A 21,497-nucleotide genomic window follows, 5' to 3' on the forward strand; every position below is an offset into this window, starting at 1 on the left:
TTGTTGAATATTCAATATTTTCAAAATAGGATGATTGCCCAACAAAAGGGCGGATGCCGCGGCCGCCTGCTCAACGGGCTTTCAGGTCTGGGACCGGACAGGAGTTGGCGTGCACGCGACGGTAAACTTCCCGGCTCACGGCGGTCCGGCGTTGCCGCCGTCCTTGCTGTTCAGGAATCTGTCGTCTTCGGCGGCTGACGGCGCGCTGTCGCCGCGCGATCACGCCCTCTTCAAGCGGCGCGGCGCCAACAAGCTGCGTGTCGGCGGCTTCATCTGCTGCACCGGATCGCCGGGGATCTGGGGCCCCTGCGCAACCAACAGCGCGCAGCTCGCCGTTGCCGAAATCAACAAGCGCGGCGGCATTCTCGGCCGCGAGATCGAGCTTTCCGTTTACGACGCCGGCGGCCCGCTGGACGAGGTGCTGACCCGTGCCGAGCAGGCCATCGCCTTCGACGAGCTCGATCTCATCGTCGGCCTGCACACCAGCGCGGTCCGCGTTGCCTTGCGCGACATCACCACGCGGCATCGCATCCCCTATATCTACACGCCGGTCTATGAAGGCGGCGAGCGCACGCCGGGCGTGATGGCGATCGGCGAGACGCCGCGCTGGCAGAGCCGGCCCTCGATTCACTGGCTTGCCGACGTCAAGAAAGCAAAGCGCTGGTACCTGATCGGCAGCGACTACGTCTGGCCCTGGCAGTCGCACCGCGCGGTGAAGAACTACATCAGGGAAACCGGCGGCCACGTCGTCGGCGAGGAGTTCGTTCCCTTGGGCGAGGACAATCACGAGCCGCATCTGGCGCGCATTCGTGCCGCGCGGCCGGACGTGGTACTGATCTCGCTGATCGGCACCGACAGCAGCACCTTCAACCGCGCCTTCGGCGAATGCGGCCTGGGCGCCACCACGCTGCGGTTCGCGGGCGCCATGGACGACACCGTGCTGCTAGGCATCGGCGCCGACAACAGCGAGAACATGTTCTGCGCCTCCGGCTATTTCACCGGCACCGGCGCGCCTGCCAATGACGACTTCCAGAGCCGCTATCGCGCGATGTTCGGGCCGAACGCGCCGCCGATCGGTTCGGTCGGACAGTCCGGCTACGAGGGCATGCGTTTCCTCGAAGCGGTTGCCAACAAGGCCGGCTCACTGGCGGTGGGGCCGATGCTCAAAGCCGGCCGCAACATCGTCTACAGCGGCGCGCGGGGGACGGTCACCGTTCGCGACGGGCGCGCGCGGATGCCGATGCATCTCGCCGAGGCCGACGGCCTCGATTTCAAGCTGATCAAGCCGATCTGACCGCGCCGGGCAATCCGCCAGGGAGGCTTCCGCAAAATAATACTTGAAAAGGAAAATATTTCCGTTTTGAATGTTTCAGCGGGGCCGGTGGGGCGCCGCGCCGGGGCGGCCACGCCCATCTTCGTTTCAAGAAACTTCAGGAGAGCGCCGTGACAGTTGTCCTTCCCACGCCAGCCCAGCTTCGCAGCGTCGCCGAGCAGTGCGGCCTTTCGCTGACCGACGACGATGTCGCCTCGTTCCGCGGCCTGATGCAGGGCTCGATCGAGGCCTACAATCTCGTCGCCGCGATGCCCGACGAGCTGCCCGAGGTGAAATACCCGCGCACGCCGGGCTACCGGCCCTCGGCGGAGGAGAACCCTCGCAATGCCTGGTATCGCAAATCCACAGTAAAGGGTGCCGCGAGCGGCAAGCTCAAGGGCAAGACGGTGGCCCTGAAGGACAACATCATGCTGGCCGGCGTTCCCATGACCAACGGCTCATCGACCCTGGAAGGTTATGTGCCCGATTTCGACGCCACCATCGTCACGCGCATGCTGGATGCCGGCGCCGAGATCAAGGGCAAGGTGCATTGCGAGCATTTCTGCCTGTCGGGCGGCAGCCACACCGGCTCCTACGGGCCGGTGCACAATCCGCACAAGATGGGCTACTCGGCCGGCGGCTCATCGTCAGGCTCCGGCGTCGTGGTTTCGCTCGGCGAGGTGGACATGGCGATCGGCGGCGATCAGGGCGGCTCGATCCGCATGCCGTCCTCGTTCTGCGGCGTCTACGGCATGAAGCCGACCTGGGGCCTCGTGCCCTACACCGGCATCATGCCGATCGAGATCTACGTCGATCATACCGGTCCGATGACGGCGAGCGTCGCAGACAACGCGCTGCTGCTCGAAGTGCTCGCCGGCGATGACGGCTATGATCCGCGCATCAAGGCGCCGAAGGTCGAGGAATACACCAAGGCGCTCGGCCAGGGCGTCAAGGGCATGAAGATCGGCATCCTCAAGGAGGGCTTCGAGCAGCCGGGCGCAGAGGCCGCGGTGAATGAAAGCGTTCGCGAGGCGGCGAAGCGCTTCAAGGATCTTGGCGCCAGCGTCGAGACGGTGTCGATCCCGATGCATCTCCTCGGCGGGGCGATCTGGACGCCCATCGGCACCGAAGGTCTGACCCAGACCATGATGTTTGGCGATGGCTACGGGCTCAGCCGCGGCGATCTCTATTCGACTTCGCTGATGGATTTTCATCGCGGCTGGCGCCGACAGGCCGACTCGCTGTCCGAGACCACGAAACTGTTCATGATGCTCGGCACCTACATCAACAATAACTTTGGCCCTCGCTTCTACGGCAAGGCGCTGAACATCTCGCGGCGGCTGACCGCGGCCTATGACAAGGCATTCAGCGACTACGATCTGCTGCTGATGCCGACCACGCCGATGAAGGCGACCAAGCTGCCGGAGCCCAATGCCAGCCGCGAGGAGTACGTCGCCCGCGCGCTGGAGATGATCTCCAACACCGCGCCGTTCGACATCACGCATCATCCCGCAATGTCGCTGCCCTGCGGCATGGTCGACGGCCTGCCCGCCGGCCTGATGCTGGTCGGCCGCATGTTCGAGGAATCCACGATCTACCGCGCCGCGCATGCGTTCGAGCAGATCGGCGACTGGAAGAAGATGTGAGCGAAGTGTCGATACAGACGGGCGGGGCTCTATCGCATGGCTAACGCGTTCGTCGCAGCGTTCGAGATCCTGAGCTTTGGCGCGATCATCGTCCTGATCGTGCTGGGGCTCGGGATCATCGCCAGCATGATGGGCATCTTCAACTTCGCGCAGGGCGAGTTCGTCCTGCTCGGGGCCTACATCACCTATCTCGGCTATTCCAGGGGCCTGCCGATCTGGGCCGGCATGGTCGCCGCACCCTTCCTGGTCGGCGCGCTCGGCTTCGTGCTGGAGGCCCTGATCATCCGCCGCTTCTATGCCGCGCCGATCGTGGCCATGCTCGGCACCTACGCACTCGGCCTGATCATCCGCGAAGCCGTGCGCGGGCTGATCGGCGGCTTCTATCTTACCGTGCCCGAGCCGATCGGCGGCTCGATCGACATCGGCACCATGCACATCTCGGCCTGGCGCTTCACCATCATCGTCATCACGCTCCTGGTGATGACCGGTTGCTATCTGCTGCTGTCGCGCACCAGCTTTGGCCTGCGCATGCGCGCAACGCTGGAGAACCCGTCGCTGGCCCGTGCGTCGGGCATTTCGACGCCGCTGATGTACGGCGCCACATTTGCCTTCGGATCGGCGCTGGCCGGCCTTGCCGGCGCGCTGATCGTGCCGGTGTTCAGCCTCTATGCCGATCTCGGCATCCGCTTCCTGATCCAGGGCTTTGTCGCCGTCATGGTCGGCGGTGTCGGCTCCTTCATTGGTCCGGTCGCCGGTGCCGGCGTCATCGGCACGCTCAGCGCCGCGCTGCCATGGATCATGGCGCCCGTGGTCGCCGATGTCCTCGTTTTCGTGCTCGCAATTGCCTTCATCAAATTCCGGCCGCAGGGCCTCATCGCTGGAAAAGGGGTTTAGTCATATGTTCGATCGTCAACTCTCACGCCGCCGCTTCCTGTCCAATTTCGCTTTTGCCTCCGGCGCAGTCGCAACCGGGGTCGGCAGCTGGGTGGTCCCGGCGCCCTGGGCCAACGCGGCCGAAGCCCCGATCAAGGTCGGCATCGCCACCGACCTCACCGGACCGATCGCCTATGCCGGCAATGCCGACGCCAATGTCGCCAAGATGGTGATCAAGGACATCAACACTGCAGGCGGTCTGCTCGGTCGTCCGCTCGAGCTCTATATCGAGGACACCGCGTCGAATGAATCGGTCGCCGTCGGCAACGTCCGAAAACTGATCCAGCGCGACAAGGTCGACATGGTGCTGGGCGGCATCACCTCGTCGATGCGCAACGCGATCAAGGACCCGATCGTGGCGCGCGGCAAGACGCTCTATATCTATCCGCAGCTCTACGAGGGCAAGGAATGCACGCCCTATCTGTTCTGCACCGGGCCGACGCCGGCACAGCAATGCGACGAGTTCATTCCCTGGCTGATCAAGAATGGCGGCAAGAAGTTCGCGCTCCCGAGCGCCAATTATGTCTGGCCGCACACGCTCAACGTCTACGCCCGCAAGGTGATCGAGCAGAACGGCGGCGAGGTCGTGTTCGAGGAATACTATCCGCTCGACCAGATCGACTTCTCCTCGACCGTCAACCGGATCATCTCCAACAAGGTCGACGTCGTCTTCAACACCGTCATCCCGCCTGGCGTCGGTCCGTTCTTCAAGCAGCTCTATGAAGCCGGCTTCCTCAAGAACGGCGGGCGTCTCGCCTGCGTCTACTATGACGAGAACACGCTCAACATCAATCAGGCGAGCGAGATCGAGGGCCTTGCGAGCTGCCTCGACTATTTCAAGGTGCTGACCAAGGAGAACCCGTTCGACGCCAAGATCCAGGCGGCTTACGAGAAGGATTTTCCAGGCAACTTCCTGTTCGCCGCCGGCAGCGCGGCGACCGGCACCTATCGCGGCCTCAAGCTGTGGGAGGCCGCCGTCAAGGAAGCCGGCAAGATCGACCGTGACTCGGTTGCAGCCGCGCTCGATCACGCCAAGATCGCCGAAGGTCCGGGCGGACCGGCCGAGATGGTGCCGGGCAAGCGGCACTGCAAGATGAAGATGTACACGGCGGTCGCCAAGGGCGGGAATTACGAGATCGTCGGTCGCAGCGACGGCCTCGTCGATCCCAAGGAATGCTGATCTTTCTGCACCTCTCCCCGACGGGGAGAGGTGCAGCGTCCGCCACAAGGTGCTTTAGTTCGAAATGCTGAAATCTATGAGCGCAGTGAAACAGGCGATCCCCGCCGAGATCGGCGGGGAGACGGACGTTGCAATGACTGAACGCGTAGCGACGGCCCGGGCTGTCGCCGGTCGAAAGGTCCTGCCGATGGTCGAGGGCGTGGTGCTGATCGCCGCGCTCATCGCGCCGCTGGTGCTGCAGGATTATCTGACGGTGTTCGCGACGCGGGTGGTCATCCTGGCGCTGTTCGCGCTGTCGTTCGATCTGGTCTGGGGCTATGCCGGCATCATGAGCTTCGGCCAGGCCTTGTTCTTCGGTTCGGCCGGCTATGGCGTCGCGCTGCTGGCGCGCGATCTCGACGTCACCAACATCTTCCTGGTGCTGCCGGCGGGCACGCTCATCGGCCTCACTTTCTCGCTGCTGCTCGGCGGCTTCCTGCTGCTGGGACGGCATCCCTCCAGCGTGATCTTCGTCTCGCTCGGCACGCTGACCGGCTCCTACGCCGCTGATCGTCTCGCCCGCGGCTGGTATTATCTCGGCGGCCAGAACGGCATTCCCTCGATCGCGCCGATGACGCTTGGCGGCTATGAATTCTCGGAAGGCCCGGCGTTCTATTATCTCGTGCTCGGCATCCTCGTCGTGGTCTATCTGCTGTGCCGCTTCCTGGTGCGCTCGCAATTTGGCCTTGCGCTCGCGGGCCTGCGCGAGAACGAGCAGCGCATCGCCTTTTTCGGCTACAAGGCGCAGCATCTGAAGGCGATCATCTTCGCGATCGGCGGCGCCATCGCCGGCCTTGCCGGCAGCCTCTATGCTTTCCACGAAGGTTTTGTGTGGCCCAACATGGTCGGCGTCGTGGTCTCGACCCAGGTCGTGCTCTACGTGCTGTTCGGTGGCTCCGGCACGCTGATCGGCGCCGTCATCGGCACCGTCATCGTCGAGGGCGTCAGCTTCTGGCTGTCGGATAATTACCGCGACATCTGGCCGATCATTCTGGGCGTGTTGCTGCTGCTCGTCATCCTGTTCCGTCCGCTCGGCCTGATCAGTTTTGTCCTCGGCGAGCGCGAGCGGGTCGGCAGCTTCGGTGCAACAATCAAGGGGAAGCGAAATGCCGCTCCTTGAAGCCGCCGGCATCTCGAAAATCTTCGGCAAGCTCACCGCGCTCGACGGCGCCGCGCTCAGCGTCGGCGAGAACGAGTTTCATGGCCTGATCGGGCCGAACGGCTCCGGCAAGAGCACGCTGATGAAGTGCATCGCCGGCGCCGAAGTGCCGACGCAGGGCAAGGTGAGCTTCGTCAACACCGACATCACCGCCTTCACGCCGACCGAGCGCGCCCGCGCCGGCTTGAGCCTGAAATTCCAGATTACGTCGGTGCTGCCGTCGCTGACCCTGTATGACAACATCCTGCTGGCGCTGCAGGCGCAATCCTCGCTGCTCGATCTCGTGTTCTCGCGCACGCGCGGTGCGCTCCATGATCAGGTCATGACCATGCTGACGCAGTTCCGTCTCGCTGACCGCGCCTTCGATGCGGCGGCCGTGCTGTCGCACGGCCAGCAGCAATGGCTGGAGATCGCGATGGCGCTCGCGGGCAAACCCAAATTGCTCCTGCTCGATGAGCCCACCGGCGGCATGAGCCTGGAGGAGCGCCGCGTCACCGGCGAGTTGCTGCAGCCGATCAAGCAACATTGCTCGCTCGTCATCGTCGAGCACGACCTCGATTTCATCCGCGACATCTGCGATCGTCTGACCGTGCTCGACCAGGGCAAGGTGCTGGCCTCAGGCACGGTGGCGGAGATCCAGGCCAACACATCCGTCCAGGAGATTTATCTGCGCCGTGCCTGAATTTTTGCACATCAAGCATCTCGACGCCGGCTATGGCCGCAGCCAGGTCCTGTTCGACGTCAACCTCGGCGTCCCCTGGCGCGGCGGTGTTGCCGTGCTCGGGCGCAACGGCGCGGGCAAGACCACGCTGATGAAGACTATCGTCGGCGAGCTGCCGCCGTGGAAGGGCGAGCTCGGCTTCGACGGCCGCGACATCAGCCGTAGGCGGCCCGAGGAGCGCGTCCGCGCCGGTATCGGCTATGTGCCGCAGGAGCATTCGGTGTTCGCGCGCCTGTCGGTGCGTGACAATCTCGCCGTCGGCGCGCTTTTCAGCAAGGATGCCACTGCGGTCGACCGCGTGCTGGCGATCTTCCCGAAGCTCGGCCAGCGCCTCGACCAGCCCGCCGGCACGCTCTCCGGCGGCGAGCGCAAGATGCTCGCCATCGGCCGCGCCATGCTGGGAGATCCCAAGCTATTGCTGCTGGACGAACCCACTGAAGGCGTCTGGATCGGTGTGATCGAGGAGATCACCGAGCGCCTGATCGAGCTCGCGAAGAAGATCGCCGTCATCATCGTCGAGCAGCACCTCGATCTGGCACTGCGCGTCGCCGACTACGCCTACGTCCTCGACCGCGGCCGCGTCGCGCTGCAAGGCGCCGCCGGCGAGGTGCGTGGCAATCCGGAGCTGATGCGGTATCTGGCGCCGTAGGGCTGGGGCGGACGGGGAGATATTGTCGATCGAGGAAGATCGGAGAGAGCCGCTCTTACTTCACCGCGCTAAAGCGGCTGTCGAACGAGTTCGACGACACCACTGGCGCTGCGCCGGCGAGTTGGCCTCCGCCGCTCGTCGCGTCACCATTGCCCACGGACGGTTTCAGCGCGGGCCGGGTCGCCGCGACCTTGGTCTCGGCGGGCTTGGCCGGCTCGGCAGGCTTGGCGGCGACGGCCGGAGCGTCTTTCGACTTGTCGTGGCCAGGCATCAGCTTGGTCACAGCGGCCTTCAGCTTGGACGCCGTGCTCGGCGCTGCGGCCGCAGGCGACGGCGTCACCGATGCGGTCGCTTGCGGCGGCGGCGTGGTTGCCGTGGTGTCGGCGGTGCCAAAACCCATCTTGCGGCCGAGATTGGAGAAGAAGCCGCCAGACTTTTCAGGCGCAGCGGCGGAGGCGACGCGGGTGTTGGTCGCGGGCGCGCTGACGGCGACGACCGGTTCTTCCTGCGCGGCCGAGGCGACCGGCTCGAGATTCGGCTTCGGCGGGTTGACGGTGCCTGGAATGGTGCCCGGCGCCTTCGCCATCGCCAGCATCTGCAACGTATTGCCTTCGGCGCCTTCCGACAGGCCGGTCGAGCCTTCCGGGATCTTGGCAGCGAAGATCTTGTTCATGCCGCCGTCGATGCCGGTGTTCAGGCGCGCGACCGGAATGTTCTTCGCGACGAGCTTGTTGTACTCGGCCTCATCGCGCTCCTGCTTCTCGCGCACGGCGCTGGCGATCTCTTCGGGGATCACATAGGCCGGGCACTTGGCGGAGGCGTCGAACACGGGATCGCGCTTGGCATCGGGTGCCTTGGCCGCGTCGAACACGTATTTCTTCTCGCAGAAGTCGACCTTCGGCTCCTGCCGCGTCACCTCGAAATGATCATAGCCTTCCTTGATCATCTTCCAGAAGGCCATGTTCGGATTGTTGCGGTGCTTGGCCATGTTCACCGGCGTCATCCGGAACGGATAGGCCTGGAACTGGAACGCCTTCTGGCCGCCGAAGAAGGATTCGCGCCCGAGCGAATAGATCTCCGCGATCTGCTCGTCCGTCATGGCGTAGCAGCCGCGCGACGAGCAATCGCCGTGCACCATCAGCTGCGAGCCGGTGCGGCCCAGCGCCTTGTCGAAGGCGTTGGGGAAGCCGGTGTTGAACGAGAGGTAATAGGCCGACTGCGGATTCATCTGGCTCGGATTGATCGAGTAGAATCCTTCCGGCGCCTGACGATCGCCTTCGCGCACCTTCGGTCCCAAATCGCCCGACCAGCGGCAGATCGGATAGGTCTTGAGCAGCGCGAACCGGCCTGATCGGGTCTGCTTCCAGATCTCGAGCTCGGCCTCCTGCTTGAACAGGCGGATCAGGATCGGCGAATTCAGATCCATGTCCTTCTCGGCCATCGCGGCGACGAGCTTGGGCGGGACCGGCTGATTGGCCTTGGCGTTGGTCGCCAGCGACACCTGATCGGTATCGCAGCCGGCGAGCACAATGCTGGCGGCAAGCGCAACCGAAGCCAAGAGCGCGCGAGCAAGCGAACGAGAATTCAAGATGGACCCCACAACGTGCCGGGCGGAAGCGCGAACCCCTGATCTTGGAGCAAGGCCTGACCCGGACAACCGGACGTATTCAGACCAAGCCCCAGCGCTTATGCCCTGAAGCCATTGATTAAAATTCTAACCTCCGCCCCTTCAGGTCGCAACCCGACCGGAAATCACGAGCCCGTTGGCGCGGCGGCGTGGTCAACAGAGACTTAAACTGGGCCGGAACTTGGACTTGGCAGCGAACCGGTACTGAGATCGCCGATTTGGGCAAAAAAAGGGTTAATGCGGGGTTACCGGGGGCTCCAAACCGGCATTCCGGGGCGCCCGAAGGGCGAACCCGGAATCCCGAGATTCCGGGTTCGATGCTGCGCATCGCCCCAACATGACGGTGATTCAGCCCAGTTTCCGGCCGATATCGAGGAATTTCTGCCGCCGCATCTTGCGGATGGCTTCCCCATCAAAGTTCCGGAGCTCGTCGAAGGCCGTGGCGATGGCGTCGCCGGTGGTGGCGATCATGGCGGCGGGATCGCGATGGGCGCCGCCGACCGGCTCCTTCAGGATGGCGTCGATCACCCCGAAGCGCAGCATGTCCTGGGCGGTGATCTTCATGTTGTTGGCGGCTTCCTGCGCCTTGGAGCCGTCGCGCCAGAGGATCGAGGAGGCGGCTTCCGGCGAGATCACGCTGTAGATCGCGTGCTCCAGCATCAACACCTTGTTGGCGGTGGTGATGGCGATGGCGCCGCCCGACATGCCCTCGCCGGTGATGATGGCAACGTTCGGCACGGTCAGCGCCAGGCAGGCATCGGTCGAGCGCGCGATCGCCTCGGCCTGTCCCCGCTCCTCGGCGCCGATGCCGGGATAGGCGCCGGCGGAATCGGCCAGCGACAGCACCGGCAGGCCGAACCGCTCGGCCATCTCCATCAGCCGCACGCATTTGCGATAACCTTCCGGCCGCGCCATGCCGAAATTGTGCTTGATGCGGCTCTCGGTGGAATCGCCCTTCTCCTGGCCCATCACGCAGATCGCTTCGCCGCGGAAGCGGCCGAACCCTGCGACCAGCGCCTCGTCCTCGCCGAACTTGCGGTCGCCGGCGAGCGGGGTGAACTCGGTGATCAGGCCTTTGATGAAATCGTTGAAATGCGGCCGCTGCGGATGCCGCGCCACCAGCGTCTTCTGCCACGGCGTCAGGTTTTGATAGAGGTCGGCCAGCGCCTGCGCGGCCTTGTCCTCGATCCGGCCGATCTCCTCGGCAATGTCGGTGCCGGAGGCGGCCAGCGTCCTGAGCTCGTCGACCTTGGAGTCGAGCTCGGCGACGGGCTTTTCGAAGTCGAGATAGCTGCGCATCTGGTCTGGCATGGTTTCAATATAGGGGGACGGGACGACGAGGCGAAGCGAGGTTGGCTTCAGATAAAGAAGTGTAGCTTCTTCAAGGGCTTGACCTGTGCGCATCATGGAAGCGCGCCAAATCAGTGACAAGGCCACGGCTCTTTCTGCGGAGAAGTGGCCGAAGTCAAGGCGGTTTCGGTTGCAGTCCGTAGCCCGGATGGAGCGAAGCGCAATCCGGGAAGGTCTATCCGCGGGGTGAGATCCCGGATTTCGCTGCGCTCCATCCGGGCTACGGAGGGTCCTACTTCTCCGCCAGCGGGTGCAGGTCGCGCACCAGGCTCTTCAGCCGCTCCTCGACCACATGGGTATAGATCTGCGTCGTCGAGATATCGGTATGGCCGAGCAGGGTCTGCACGATGCGCAAGTCGGCGCCGTTATGCAGCAGGTGGCTGGCGAAGGCATGCCGCAGCACGTGCGGAGAGACCAGTCGCGCCTGCAATCCCGAGGCGACCGCGAGCTCCTTGAGGTCGCGGGCGAAATGCTGCCGCGTCAGATGCCCGCTCTCGCCGAAGGAGGGAAACAGCCATTTCGCGGCGGCGAGGCTGCCCTTCTTCTCGCCTTTCGCAGCTTCCGTTGCGGCGAGGTAATCCGCCATCGCCTGCCGCGAAGCCTCGTTCAGTGGTACCAGCCGTTCCTTGTTGCCCTTGCCGCGCACCACGATCATGCGGGCGTCGCGCTTGGCGGCCGAGCGCGGCAGCGACACCAATTCGGAGACGCGCAGGCCCGTGGCGTAGAGCACCTCGAGCAGGCAATAGAGCCGCAAGGCCCGCAGCCGCTGCGAGGGCGAGGCGTCCGCCGCCTCGCTCATCTCCTTGGCGCGGCGGAGCATGCGGTCGACGTCCGAGATCGACAGCACCTTGGGCAGGCCGCGGCCGCGCTTGGGGCCGGACAGGATCGCGGCGGGATCTTCGGTCCGGATGCGCTCGTTCAGCAGAAAGCGGAACAGATGCCGCATCGCCGACAGCCGCCGCGCCACGCTGGAGGATTTGAAGCCGCGCGCATCGAGGTCGCCAAGATAGTCGCGCAGCGTTTGCGTCTCGGCGTCGACAAAGCTGTGGCCGACACGGCTCAGAAACTCGGAGAAATCGGTGAGGTCGCGTCTGTAAGCATCGAGCGTGTTGGGCCCGGCGCCCTGTTCCGCCGCGAGCATGTCGAGGAACAGGCCGGTGAGCTTGGCATCGGAGGGCATGACGGCAGAGGGCTTGACGTCCGGGGGCTTGGCGGAGGATTTGCGCATGCCCTTCAGGCTAGCTCCTATTTCTTGAGAAACTTATCCGGCGGGATCGTCACCGTCATTTCCCGCGGCTTCGGATTGACGAAGTTGGCCAGCGCGAACACCGCGCCATAGACGATGCCGGCGATCACGGCGACGACCGTCAGGAAGCGGAACAGGCTGGGCATCGGGCAAGGTCTCGACGAGGGTCTTGATACGGGTCTTGAGCGGGCAAATTAACCAATGAAATCATCCAACATGTTCGCCGTTTCGTGGCAAGAGTCCTCTGGCGAGGGCCCCGAGGGGGTCGTATAGGTGGCCCGGATGCCGCCTTTGGCGGCAGTGTGAGATCCAATCGAGCGAGATAATGTCCGACGCCGTATTGCCAGCACAAGCGAGCCCTGAGGCCGACATCCTGTCGGCGCTGGGGCTGCGTTCGATCGTGCTGGTCGGCATGATGGGCGTCGGCAAGTCCACCATCGGCCGCCGCATGGCTCTCAGGCTCAAGCTGCCCTTTGTCGACGCCGACACCGAGATCGAGGCGGCGGCCGGCATGACCATACCGGAGATTTTCGAGCGCCACGGTGAGCCGTATTTCCGCGACGGCGAGGCCCGTGTGATCGCGCGCCTGCTCGAGGGCGGGCCGGTGGTGCTGGCAACCGGCGGCGGCGCCTTCATGCGCGAGGAGACGCGCAGCCGCATCGCGGCGAAAGCGATCTCGATCTGGCTCAGGGCAGACCACGACGTCATCATGCGGCGGGTGCGCCGCCGCGCCGACCGGCCCTTGCTGCAGACCGCCGATCCCGAGGGAACCGTGACGCGGCTGCTCACCGAGCGCGAGCCGGTTTATGGCAAGGCCAACATCACCATCGCCTCGCGCGACGTGCCGCATGACAAGATCGTTGAGGAATGCATCGAGACGCTGCACGCCTATCTCTGTGGTCCACCACCAGCCCAATCTCCTGCCGATGTCGCGAGCGCCGTTCGATGACCGCACCCCTGAAACATTCCGACCCTGTTCATGTCGACGTCGCGCTCGGGGATCGCGCCTATGACATCGTCATCGGCCGCGGCGTGCTGGCCTCGCTCGGCGAGCGCGTTGCCGCGTTGCGCCCGGGTGTGCGCACCGCCATCGTCACCGACCGCACCGTCGCAAAATACTGGCTCGAGCCGGCGGAAGCCTCGCTCGCAGCTAGCGGCATTCCGACCGCGCGTGTCGTCGTCGAGGAAGGCGAGATCTCCAAGACCTATGCCGGCCTGGAAAAGGTCAGCGAGGCCCTGATTGCCGCCAAGATCGAGCGCAACGATCTCGTCATCGCGCTCGGCGGCGGCGTGGTCGGCGATCTCGCCGGCTTTGCCGCTGCGATCCTGCGCCGCGGCGTCGATTTCGTGCAGGTGCCGACCTCGCTGCTGGCGCAGGTCGATTCCTCCGTCGGTGGCAAGACCGGGATCAACTCGCCGCAGGGCAAGAATCTGCTCGGCGCCTTCCACCAGCCGGTGCTTGTCATTGCCGACACCGCGGTGCTCGACACGCTGTCGCCGCGGCAATTTCGCGCCGGCTATGCCGAGGTCGCCAAATACGGCGTGCTCGGCGACGAGGCCTTCTTCACCTGGCTCGAGAAGAACCATTCCGACATCTTCAAGGGCGGCTCGGCCCGCGAGCATGCGATCGCGACCTCCTGCCGCGCCAAGGCGGGCGTGGTCTCGCGCGACGAGCGCGAGACCGGCGAGCGCGCGCTGCTCAATCTCGGCCACACTTTTGGCCACGCGCTGGAAGCCGCGACCGGTTTTTCGGATCGCCTGTTCCACGGCGAAGGCGTTGCCATCGGCATGACGCTGGCGGCGCAGTTCTCCGCAAAGCTCGGCATGATCGCGGAGGCGGACGCGATGCGAGTCGAGCGTCACCTGATCGCGGCAGGCCTCCCGACCCGCTTGCAGGACATTGCCGGCTTCGCGCAGGAAGGTCTTGCGGATGCCGACGCGCTGATGGCGCTGATGGCCCAGGACAAGAAGGTCAAGCGCGGCAAGCTCACCTTCATCCTGCTGGAGGCCGTCGGGCGCGCCGTCATCGCGAAAGATGTCGAGCCGACGCCGGTGCGTGACTTCCTGAAGGACAAGCTCGCCGTCAAGGCGTAACACGCGACCGAAGAGCGTTTTCGAGCGAAGTGGTGACCTGTTCGCGTCAAGAAAACGCGTCATTACAAGGATGTTGAGTGCTGCATGGATTGGCTCGGCTTCACCATCGTCATCATCTGCCTGCTGGTCTCGGGCTTCTTTGCCGCGAGCGAGACCGCGCTCACCGGCGCCTCGCGCGCCAGCATGCTCAGACTCTCCAAACAAGGTAATCGCGACGCCGACGTGGTCTCGCAGCTGCTCGACATGCGCGAGCGCCTGATTGGCGCATTGCTGCTCGGCAACAACATCGCCAATATCACCGCCTCGGCGCTGGCGACTTCCATCTTCACGGCGTGGTTCGGCGATGTCGGCGTGCTCTATGCCACCGGCCTGATGACGGCGCTGGTCGTGATCTTCGCCGAGGTGCTGCCCAAGACCATCGCCATCAACGCACCGGATCGCATGGCACTCGCGGTGGCGCGCCCGATGCGGCTGACCATGTATGTGCTGGGGCCGCTGCTGCGGGTGGTGGAGGTCATCGTCCGCGTCTTGATGCGTCTGTTCGGCCTCGCCGGCGAGCACCAGGCGATCCTGTCGCCGACCGAGCGCCTGCGCGGCGCGGTCGATCTGTTGCACCACGAGGGCAAGGTCGAGAAGCAGGACCGCGACATGCTCGGCGGCCTGCTGGACTTACGCGAGCTCCAGGTCTCCGACGTCATGATCCATCGCACCGAGATGATGATGATCAACGCCGACATGCCGCCGGACGATCTGGTGCGCGAGGTGCTGGCGACCGAATACACCCGCATCCCGCTCTGGCGCGAGAAGCCGGAAAACATCATCGGCGTGCTCCACGCCAAGGATCTGTTGCGCGCGATCCGCGCCTCCGACGGTGATACCTCGCGCATCGACGTCTCCACCATTGCGCTGCCGCCCTGGTTCGTGCCGGAGATGCGGCCGCTCGCCGAGCAGCTCAAGGCGTTCCGCCGGCGCAAAACCCATTTCGCGCTCGTGGTCGACGAGTATGGCGAAGTTGAAGGTCTGGTGACGCTGGAAGACATTCTGGAAGAGATCGTCGGCGACATCTCCGACGAGCATGACGTCGTGGTCGCGGGCGTGCGCGCCCAGCCTGACGGCTCGGTCGTGGTCGACGGCTCGGTACCGATCCGTGACCTCAACCGCGCCATGGACTGGCGCCTGCCCGATGAAGAGGCAACCACGGTCGCTGGCCTCGTCATTCACGAAGCGCGCTCGATCCCCGACCGCGGCCAGAGCTTTACCTTCCACGGTTTCCGTTTCCGCGTCCTGCGCCGCGAACGCAACCGCATCACCGCGCTCCGTATTTCACCGGTCCCGCGCGAGGCCGAGATGGAAGAGGTGAAGCCGAGACGGGCGGGGACGTCGTTCTAGCCTTCGGTCATTCCGGGGCGATGCGAAGCATCGAACCCGGAATCTCGAGATTCTCAGGGGCGCCATTGCGCCCCGTAGTTCGGCTCTTCGAGCCGCCCCGGAATGACTGAGCTAATTTTCCCCCGGCGCCTGCGCGTGGATCGCCAGTGCATGCACGCTGCCGGAAAGTTCCGCGGCCAGCGCCGCATTTATCATGCGGTGACGGTCGACCCGGCTCTTCCCTTTGAAGGCCGCAGACACGATATAGACACGGAAGTGCGTCTCGCCGCTCGGCCGATGGCCGGAATGGCCCTCATGCAAATGTGACTCGTCGACGACTTGCAGGCTTTCCGGCGTGAAAGCTTCCTGCAACTTGTTGCTGATAGTATCTTTCATGACCATGAGTGCCATTAAATCCTGCGATCGCGCTCCGTCAATTGCATAGGCCCGCCTCCCGCGGCCGTACTTCAACGGATGCCGAAGTGAAACTTCGGCTACGGGTTTCGTTCTAATTGCAATGTCAAGACTTGAAGGTTTTTGCATTGCGTAGTCAAAGTCAGCCATGCCGATCGATTCATCAAAGTTCTTCGACTCCATCCGTGTGAAGCCGCGGGGCAAGCAGGCCGAAGTGAAGCCGCGCGACACCGCGGTCGGTTGCGAATGGGCCGGGTGCCAGAACAAGGGCGCGCACCGCGCGCCGAAGGGCCGCGAGAACCAGCGTGAGTACTGGCACTTCTGCCTGGACCACGTGCGCGAGTACAACCAGAACTACAATTTCTTCTCCGGCATGAACGCCGACGCCGTCGCGCGCTATCAGAAGGACGCGCTGACCGGCCATCGCCCGACCTGGAAGATGGGCGCCAATGGCGGCAAGAAGGGTGCGGAAGCCGAGATCGACATGGCGTCCGATCCGTTCAGCATGTTCAGTGAGATCAACGGCCGCGCCAGCTGGCGCAAGGGCCCGGAGGCCGAGCCCAAGGCCGAAACGCGCAAGGTCATGAACGCCGAGCGCAAGGCGCTCCAGGTCATGGGCCTCGGCCCGAACTCCACCCTCGCCGACGTCAAGAGCAAGTACAAGGCGCTGGTCAAGCAGCACCACCCCGACGCCAACGGCGGCGACCGCTCCACCGAGGATCGCCTGATCGAGATCATCAAGGCGTATAATTATCTGAAGACGGTGGTGCGGGAGGCGTAAGGGCCTCCTGGTGTGGTCCCGGCTTTTGCCGCGGCGACAGTATCGTAGGGTGGGCAAAGCGTAGCGTGCCCACGCATTTTTTTGTGATCGAGAGAGATGGTGGGCACGGCGCAAACGCGCCTTTGCCCACCCTACGATTTTGGAATGCTTGGCTCGACCCGTAGCCCGGATGGAGCGCAAGCGTAATCCGGGGTCTTTCCCACACAACGACGACTTTCCCGGACTACGCGGAGCCTGTCATCGGGCGGCGCTTCGCGCCGACCCGTTGGCTCCATCCGGGCTACGCATTTCCTATGCCTTCGGCATCGCCCCCACATAGGACGAGCTCGGCCGGATCAACCGCCCGGTCCGCTGCTGCTCGCGTGCATGCGCGGTCCAGCCGGCGCTACGCGCCACCGCGAAGATCGGGGTGAACGCCTGCCTCGGGATCGCCAGCGCATCGAGCAGGATCGCGGTGAAGAATTCGACATTGGTCTCCAGCGGCCGGTCCGGATTCTTCCTGCGCAAGGCTGCGCGGATATAGGCCTCGACCTCGCCGGCAAACGGCAGGTCGGTGCCGTTGGAGGCCAGCGCCTCGACCGCGGTCTTGAGCACATCCGCACGCGGATCGCGCACGCGATAGACGCGATGGCCAAAGCCCATCATGCGCTCGCCGCGCGCTAGCGCCGCATCGACCCAGGGCTGGATCCGCTCGCGCGTGCCGATCGCATCCAGCATTTCCAGCACCGGCTCCGGCGCGCCGCCATGCAGCGGACCGGTCAGCGCGCAATAGCCGGCGGTGACCGCGGCGAACAGATCGGCCTGCGTCGAGGCGACGACGCGCGCGGTGAAGGTCGAGGCGTTCATGCCGTGGTCGCTGGCGGTGACGAGATAGGCATCGAGCGCGGTGACCTCGCGCGCTGCGGCCGCGCGCCCGTGCAGCATACGCAGCGTATCGGCGGCGTGGCTCACGGTCGGATCAGGCGCGACCGGGTCGAGCCCTTTCGCGCGGCGGACCAGCGCGCCGGCGATCACCGGAAACGCGCCGACGATGGTCGCTTCATGCTCCAGCCCGTGCTCGGCGCGGAGGCCGGCAACCGCTGCACGAAATCCGTCGATGATGCCCATGCCGCGCGTTGCCGGCAGCAGCTGGTCCAGCCGCGCGAAGGCCCGCTCGCGTGCCGCGCCGAGGCTCGAGCGCACATTGGCTTCGGTGAGGGTGGTCTTGCTGGCGCCGTTCCAGAGCCGGGCGGTGACGCCCTCGAAGCTGGAGATCGCGGCGAGGCGGCCGACATGCTCGCCCGCGATGATCAGCTCGCCGCGTTCACCGTCGACATGGCTGAGCACGGTTTCGGCCGCGGGAACGCCGTCCAGCCCGATCTGGCTTTTGGTGAGGTGGATGTTCATGGCCCAAATCTCCCTTTTTTGCACTGCACCTGGAGAAGATCAGGCCTCTCGACAGATTGATCAATCTTGATTACATGAATCAATATGAAAAATTCCGACGGCCTTTACCTCTCTGCCCGGGAAGCTGCTGCCGAGCTCGCGATCTCGCCGGCGACCCTTTACGCCTATGTCAGCCGCGGCCTGATCCGCTCCGAGCCGACGCCGGACTCGCGCAAGAACCGCTATCGCGCCGAGGACGTCCGCGCCTTGAAGGAGCGCCGGGTGCCGTCGCCGGAGCCGCGCGGCCTGCGCAGCTTCGATGCCGACTTGCCTGTGATGGACACGGAGATCTCGACCATCACCGAGGAGGGCGCGATCTATCGCGGCGTGAACTGCATCGATCTCGCCGAGAACGACACGCTGGAGCACACGGCAACGCTGCTCTGGGACGTCTCCGACGTCGATCCGTTCGCGCCTGACAACCAGCCGAAGATCTCCGAGGAGATGGGCACGATCGCGCAAGCCGCGCGGCGCGCAGCGCCGATCGATCGCGCCATCGCGGTGCTTGCATTGGCGGCCAGCGCCGATTCCCGCGCCTTCACCCGCGCGCCCGATGGCCGTGCGCTGGTCGGCGCGCGCATCGTCCGGCTCCTTGTTGCCACCATGCTGAATGCCGAGCCGTCATCCGAGCCGCTGCATCAGCAGATCGCGCGCGCCTGGGCTCCCGATAACAAGCACGCGCCTGATCTGATCCGACGCGCACTGGTGCTGCTCGCCGACCACGAATTGAATGCGTCGACCTTCACCGCGCGCTGCGCGGCCTCGACCGGGCTCAATCTCTATGATGCCGTGATCGCCGGCCTCGCTGCGCTGAAAGGCCCAAAGCATGGTGGCGCCGGCGTGCTCGCCTCGCAACTGGTCAAGGCGCTGGTCGACCGCGATGCCGAACCGATGGTGCGCGAGCGCGTCGCGCTGGGCGAGCGCTTTCCGGGCTTTGGCCACGGCGTCTACAAGCGCGGCGATCCCCGCGCACAATCGCTGCTGAACGCGCTGGCGCGCACTGGGGCGCCGCGCAAATTCACCAAAGAAGTGCCGGAGCGGATCGCGGAAGCGACCGGCGAGTTCGTCAACATCGACTACGTGCTCGCCGTGCTCGTCCACGCGCTGCGGCTGCCTGCCGGCAGCGAGCTCGCCTTGTTTGCCATGGCCCGCAGCGTCGGCTGGATCGCCCATGCGAGCGAGCAATTGCAGTTCGGGAAGTTGATCCGGCCAAGGGCGAGATATGTGGGGCCGGCGCCGGGGCGGAGGGCGGGGGCTGCGAGTTAAATATCTGGGCGCTCCACTCTCCGCTGCTGTCGTCCCGGCCTAGTGCGCAATTGCGCACGGGGGGCCGGGACCCATACCGCGTGATTTACCGGTTGCGGACGCTAGCAGATAAGTCTTCGCCAAACCGCTCCCTGTGGTTATGGGCCCGGCCTTCGCCGGGACGACGCCTATGGTGTGGAGGCTACTCAGGCCCGCGGCTTGGCCTCCGCGACGGTGCCGCCATTGCGCCGGCGATAGATCCACACCGTCACGCCGATCACGATCGCCACGGCAACCACCGTCAAAATCCACATGTGCTTGAATGGATGCCCCTCGTGCGGCACGCCGAAATATTGGTGGAAGGCCGATACCGCCAGCACGCCCGGCAGCACATGGGCGGGCGCCCAGACCAGGATCGCCGGGATGTTGACCGCGTAAAACCGCGCCGGCTCCATCCCCAGGGCACCCGCCGTGATGGGCACGAAGGCGCGGATCGGCGGCACGAAGCGGGCGAAGAACACGGCCCAGGTGCCGAAGCGGTGGAAGAAGGTCTCGCTCTCCTCGACCACGCGTGGGTAATTGGTCAGCGGCCAGGTGTTGAGGATCTTGCGCTGCTGCCGGTGACCGAGCCAATAGGCCGAGCCGTCGCCGATCACGGCGCCAAGCGCGGCTGCCAGCAGTACCCATTGCAGTTTGAGTTCGCCGCCCGGAACCAGCGCGCTCAGCGCCAGGATGATGGTCGAGCCTGGAATGACCGAGCCCACCACCGGGACGGCTTCGAGCAGCGCCGCCAGGAACAGGGTCAGGTAGGCCAGCCACGCATGGACTGAGACGAAGGAGATGAGGGGGTCAAGGAAGGACGTCACGAGGTCTCTGTAGCGGACTGGAGCAATCGGGTTCAGACCCTTACATAAGTAAGCGGCGGCGATGGAAGTGCCATTCGCGTTGCCATTCGCGTTGCGTTCCCCTTGGGCAGGCGCCTGTCTGGCGCGAAATTTGGGCGAGATTTGCAGGGCAGCCTTCCAAAAATCGCGCTCCTTGCCTATCTAAATGAAAAGACAACGGAACTTTGATTGCGGGGCGGGCTTCTGCCGGCACGTTGTCTCTGATAGGTTCGAAAGCGCACCCAGCCGCAGCCAACGTGCAAATAACTGGTCTCGGGATCGCCCGGGGCCTCGGAGGATTGATGACGACCGCCGCCCTGTCCAAAGTTGAGGAAGTTTCCGGTTTGCCCGACATGAAGGTGTCGGTGCGCCAGGTGTTCGGGATCGACAGCGATCTCGAAGTGCCGGCCTATTCCGAAGTCGATCCTCACGTCCCGGAAGTCGATTCCGACTACCGTTTCGACCGCGCCACCACGCTTGCCATTCTCGCCGGCTTCGCCCGCAACCGCCGCGTGATGGTCACCGGTTATCACGGCACCGGTAAATCCACCCATATCGAGCAGGTCGCTGCCCGGCTGAACTGGCCCTGCGTGCGCGTCAACCTCGACAGCCACATCAGCCGTATCGACCTCGTCGGCAAGGACTCGATCGTGGTCCGCGACGGCAAGCAGGTCACTGAGTTTCGTGACGGCATCCTGCCCTGGGCGCTGCAGAACAACGTCGCGCTGGTGTTCGACGAATATGACGCCGGCCGCCCCGACGTGATGTTCGTGATCCAGCGCGTGCTCGAAGTCTCCGGCCGCCTGACGCTCCTGGACCAGAACAAGGTGATCAAGCCGCATCCGGCGTTCCGCCTGTTCGCGACCGCCAACACGGTCGGTCTCGGCGACACCTCGGGCCTCTATCACGGCACCCAGCAGATCAACCAGGGCCAGATGGACCGCTGGTCGATCGTCACCACGCTCAACTATCTCAGCCATGACGAGGAAGTCGAGATCGTGCTGGCCAAGGCCAAGCATTATCGCACCCAGGAAGGCCGCGACATCGTCAACAAGATGGTGCGCCTTGCCGATCTCACCCGCAACGCCTTCGCCAATGGCGATCTGTCGACGGTGATGAGCCCCCGTACGGTGATCACCTGGGCGGAAAACTCCGATATCTTCGGCGATATCGGGTTCGCCTTCCGCGTCACCTTCCTCAACAAGTGCGACGAGCTCGAGCGTCCCCTGGTCGCCGAGTTCTACCAGCGCTGCTTCAACGCAGAGCTGCCGGAATCGGCGGTGAACGTGGCGCTATCCTGATCTCTCTCGGCATGTCGTCCCGGCCGAGTGCGCAATTGCGCACGGGGGGCCGGGACCCATATCGCGTGATGTCTTGATTGAAGCGACGTTGATAGTTTCCCTGACCCAACGAACGCCGGTGGT

At 64.7% G+C, this 21,497-nt stretch carries 20 protein-coding genes; 13 read left to right on the top strand and 7 right to left on the bottom strand.

Annotated features, from left to right (window positions below; all coding sequences use genetic code 11):
- The first annotated feature begins 109 nt into the window (after positions 1 to 109).
- From ACNJX9_RS02850 to ACNJX9_RS02880, 7 genes are all read left to right on the top strand, one after another.
- Complete coding sequence (locus ACNJX9_RS02850; RefSeq protein ID WP_271603379.1) at positions 110 to 1,294, top strand: substrate-binding domain-containing protein; 1,185 nt, start codon at positions 110 to 112, stop codon at positions 1,292 to 1,294.
- Between the two features lie 149 nt (positions 1,295 to 1,443).
- Positions 1,444 to 2,958: an amidase gene (locus tag ACNJX9_RS02855; protein ID WP_271603380.1), complete on the top strand. Its 1,515-nt coding sequence runs from the start codon at positions 1,444 to 1,446 to the stop codon at positions 2,956 to 2,958.
- A gap of 36 nt (positions 2,959 to 2,994) precedes the next feature.
- Positions 2,995 to 3,852: a branched-chain amino acid ABC transporter permease gene (locus ACNJX9_RS02860; protein WP_439407740.1), complete on the top strand. Its 858-nt coding sequence runs from the start codon at positions 2,995 to 2,997 to the stop codon at positions 3,850 to 3,852.
- Between the two features lie 4 nt (positions 3,853 to 3,856).
- A complete protein-coding gene (locus ACNJX9_RS02865; protein ID WP_057747435.1) occupies positions 3,857 to 5,071 on the top strand; it encodes a substrate-binding protein in 1,215 nt (404 codons plus the stop codon).
- Between the two features lie 64 nt (positions 5,072 to 5,135).
- Positions 5,136 to 6,230: a branched-chain amino acid ABC transporter permease gene (locus ACNJX9_RS02870; RefSeq protein WP_439407741.1), complete on the top strand. Its 1,095-nt coding sequence runs from the start codon at positions 5,136 to 5,138 to the stop codon at positions 6,228 to 6,230.
- Entirely contained in the window at positions 6,217 to 6,951 is a 735-nt protein-coding gene (locus ACNJX9_RS02875) for an ABC transporter ATP-binding protein (protein ID WP_439407742.1), read from the top strand. The genes ACNJX9_RS02870 and ACNJX9_RS02875 overlap by 14 nt, the downstream gene beginning before the upstream one ends.
- The gene (locus tag ACNJX9_RS02880) at positions 6,944 to 7,639 is read left to right on the top strand and encodes an ABC transporter ATP-binding protein (protein ID WP_439407743.1); all 696 of its coding nucleotides are present in this window, start codon (positions 6,944 to 6,946) and stop codon (positions 7,637 to 7,639) included. Before ACNJX9_RS02875 ends, ACNJX9_RS02880 begins: the two co-directional genes overlap by 8 nt.
- 55 nt (positions 7,640 to 7,694) lie before the next feature.
- On the opposite strand, the gene ACNJX9_RS02885 is transcribed toward ACNJX9_RS02880, so the two are convergent.
- From ACNJX9_RS02885 to ACNJX9_RS02900, 4 genes are all read right to left on the bottom strand, one after another.
- Positions 7,695 to 9,227, bottom strand: a complete 1,533-nt coding sequence (locus ACNJX9_RS02885; RefSeq protein WP_439407744.1) for a L,D-transpeptidase family protein — start codon at positions 9,225 to 9,227, stop codon at positions 7,695 to 7,697.
- 387 nt (positions 9,228 to 9,614) lie between these two features.
- Entirely contained in the window at positions 9,615 to 10,577 is a 963-nt protein-coding gene (locus ACNJX9_RS02890; protein WP_439407745.1) for an acetyl-CoA carboxylase carboxyltransferase subunit alpha, read from the bottom strand.
- Positions 10,578 to 10,848: 271 nt separating this feature from the next.
- Entirely contained in the window at positions 10,849 to 11,796 is a 948-nt protein-coding gene (gene xerD / locus ACNJX9_RS02895) for a site-specific tyrosine recombinase XerD (RefSeq protein ID WP_439410243.1), read from the bottom strand.
- Between the two features lie 65 nt (positions 11,797 to 11,861).
- Positions 11,862 to 12,008 carry a hypothetical protein gene (locus ACNJX9_RS02900; RefSeq protein ID WP_057747440.1) on the bottom strand — a complete coding sequence of 49 codons (147 nt, stop codon included), beginning with the start codon at positions 12,006 to 12,008 and terminating at the stop codon, positions 11,862 to 11,864.
- A 179-nt stretch (positions 12,009 to 12,187) separates the two neighbouring features.
- Here ACNJX9_RS02900 and ACNJX9_RS02905 point away from each other — a divergent pair, with 179 nt between their 5' ends.
- The 3 genes from ACNJX9_RS02905 to ACNJX9_RS02915 all read left to right on the top strand — a co-directional run bounded on the left by ACNJX9_RS02905 (position 12,188) and on the right by ACNJX9_RS02915 (position 15,345).
- On the top strand, positions 12,188 to 12,811 hold the full coding sequence (locus ACNJX9_RS02905) for a shikimate kinase (protein ID WP_271620688.1): 624 nt from the start codon (positions 12,188 to 12,190) through the stop codon (positions 12,809 to 12,811).
- Positions 12,808 to 13,956, top strand: coding sequence for a 3-dehydroquinate synthase (gene aroB / locus ACNJX9_RS02910; RefSeq protein WP_057747442.1), 1,149 nt, complete (start codon positions 12,808 to 12,810; stop codon positions 13,954 to 13,956). The genes ACNJX9_RS02905 and aroB overlap by 4 nt, the downstream gene beginning before the upstream one ends.
- A gap of 84 nt (positions 13,957 to 14,040) precedes the next feature.
- Positions 14,041 to 15,345: an HlyC/CorC family transporter gene (locus tag ACNJX9_RS02915; RefSeq protein WP_439407746.1), complete on the top strand. Its 1,305-nt coding sequence runs from the start codon at positions 14,041 to 14,043 to the stop codon at positions 15,343 to 15,345.
- 111 nt (positions 15,346 to 15,456) lie between these two features.
- On the opposite strand, the gene ACNJX9_RS02920 is transcribed toward ACNJX9_RS02915, so the two are convergent.
- Positions 15,457 to 15,726, bottom strand: coding sequence for a BolA family protein (locus tag ACNJX9_RS02920; protein ID WP_057747505.1), 270 nt, complete (start codon positions 15,724 to 15,726; stop codon positions 15,457 to 15,459).
- A 160-nt stretch (positions 15,727 to 15,886) separates the two neighbouring features.
- Here ACNJX9_RS02920 and ACNJX9_RS02925 point away from each other — a divergent pair, with 160 nt between their 5' ends.
- Positions 15,887 to 16,519 (top strand): J domain-containing protein, encoded by a 633-nt coding sequence (locus ACNJX9_RS02925; protein ID WP_220001277.1) that lies wholly within the window; start codon positions 15,887 to 15,889, stop codon positions 16,517 to 16,519.
- A gap of 291 nt (positions 16,520 to 16,810) precedes the next feature.
- On the opposite strand, the gene ACNJX9_RS02930 is transcribed toward ACNJX9_RS02925, so the two are convergent.
- The gene (locus ACNJX9_RS02930; RefSeq protein ID WP_439407747.1) at positions 16,811 to 17,905 is read right to left on the bottom strand and encodes a citrate synthase/methylcitrate synthase; all 1,095 of its coding nucleotides are present in this window, start codon (positions 17,903 to 17,905) and stop codon (positions 16,811 to 16,813) included.
- A gap of 84 nt (positions 17,906 to 17,989) precedes the next feature.
- Between ACNJX9_RS02930 and ACNJX9_RS02935 the strand changes: the two genes are divergently transcribed.
- Positions 17,990 to 19,210 (top strand): citrate/2-methylcitrate synthase, encoded by a 1,221-nt coding sequence (locus ACNJX9_RS02935; RefSeq protein ID WP_057747446.1) that lies wholly within the window; start codon positions 17,990 to 17,992, stop codon positions 19,208 to 19,210.
- 185 nt (positions 19,211 to 19,395) lie between these two features.
- Here ACNJX9_RS02935 and ACNJX9_RS02940 read toward each other — a convergent pair whose 3' ends face one another.
- Positions 19,396 to 20,055 (bottom strand): DedA family protein, encoded by a 660-nt coding sequence (locus tag ACNJX9_RS02940; protein WP_439407748.1) that lies wholly within the window; start codon positions 20,053 to 20,055, stop codon positions 19,396 to 19,398.
- A 320-nt stretch (positions 20,056 to 20,375) separates the two neighbouring features.
- On the opposite strand from ACNJX9_RS02940, the gene cobS reads away from it, so the two are divergent.
- Positions 20,376 to 21,374: a cobaltochelatase subunit CobS gene (cobS, locus tag ACNJX9_RS02945; RefSeq protein ID WP_025032652.1), complete on the top strand. Its 999-nt coding sequence runs from the start codon at positions 20,376 to 20,378 to the stop codon at positions 21,372 to 21,374.
- The last annotated feature ends 123 nt before the right edge of the window (positions 21,375 to 21,497 follow it).

The sequence above is a fragment of the Bradyrhizobium sp. BLXBL-03 genome (assembly GCF_051853015.1).
GTDB classification, from domain to species: domain Bacteria; phylum Pseudomonadota; class Alphaproteobacteria; order Rhizobiales; family Xanthobacteraceae; genus Bradyrhizobium; species Bradyrhizobium manausense.